Source organism: Bartonella sp. CL63NXGY, from assembly GCF_042194905.1.
Classification (GTDB): domain Bacteria; phylum Pseudomonadota; class Alphaproteobacteria; order Rhizobiales; family Rhizobiaceae; genus Bartonella.
Genome location: NZ_JBHINK010000067.1, coordinates 1 through 973, shown reverse-complemented (window position 1 = coordinate 973; position 973 = coordinate 1). Strand labels below are relative to the sequence as shown.

Genomic DNA, 973 nt, shown 5'->3' with positions numbered 1-973 from the left:
TCCCATTTGTAAAAAATCACTTCTTACGGAACGTGCATACACTTTAACTGAAGCTTGGATAGCATTAATGATCGTGTTATCAACCCACCCAGTTTGGTTTGTAGCTTTTAACGCTTTGCACAAGTGGCTTACTTGATTTGCCATATTGTTAGCCTTGTAATCAAGCATGTTTGATATTACTTGTAAGTCTGTTTGCACATCGTCTTTACTCATTGCTGTTCACCAACTTCCAATGAAGCTTATTTAAAATATAGATAGCCAACCAAGCGTTATCATCGTCCCTTGCTCTATTAGCCAAATCTTTTAATTCTTCTCTGGTAAATGTTTGTTTCAAAGAATGATTTTCTGCACAGGCAAAGACCTTGCCAATTCTATTCCCACTAGCCCATTTCGCGGTTAGGTATTGAGGGCCTTTGTCCGAGTTCAAACCAGTGAAACGAACTCGGTACTTAGGTTCATCGAAACGTTGTTCAACTGGTGTTTCTTTGAACCGGTTAACTAAATTTAGAACGTAAAACATATCTTCAGGCATAAAAAACTTTACATTCGTCCAATTAAAAGCAACATTTAAGTCCTGCTTTTTTGGTTCAATCGTCATAAACCACTCGTTACCAATTGCCTGTGACGAATCCGTAAATAATTGAATTAAGTCTTCATCATCTTGTACACACGCCGCTTTGCTGACTCGTTGAATAAATTCGTTAACTTTCATCATTCGTCCTCCATTTTTTGAACCATTCGGGCTAGTGCCCTTGCTTGATCTTCTGACATCGTTGGCGCCTTGCAGTCAATTGCTGCAACAGGGTACCAACATTGAGCTTCGTTGCTCCACCTATAACCTAATCGTTTTAAAACGTCCCAATCTTTTCGCCTTTTTTCAAAATACCCTTCATTTGATGGCTTAGTTATCATCGCTATCCTCCGCTGGTTCAATAATTGCCTTATCCCAATCGATTGCAATGTCGTCACGGTG

Annotated in this window: 3 protein-coding genes; all 3 read right to left on the bottom strand. The window is 39.4% G+C overall.

Features of this window, described 5'->3' with window-relative positions; genetic code table 11:
• Nucleotides 1-213: hypothetical protein (locus ACFIK0_RS09250; RefSeq protein WP_375663890.1), on the bottom strand; the 213-nt coding region annotated here is incomplete at its 3' end.
• Nucleotides 206-715, bottom strand: coding sequence for a hypothetical protein (locus tag ACFIK0_RS09245; protein ID WP_375663889.1), 510 nt, complete (start codon nt 713-715; stop codon nt 206-208). The genes ACFIK0_RS09245 and ACFIK0_RS09250, both read right to left, overlap by 8 nt.
• Nucleotides 712-912, bottom strand: a complete 201-nt coding sequence (locus ACFIK0_RS09240) for a hypothetical protein (protein WP_375663888.1) — start codon at nt 910-912, stop codon at nt 712-714. The genes ACFIK0_RS09245 and ACFIK0_RS09240 overlap by 4 nt, the downstream gene beginning before the upstream one ends.
• Nucleotides 913-973: the final 61 nt, after the last annotated feature.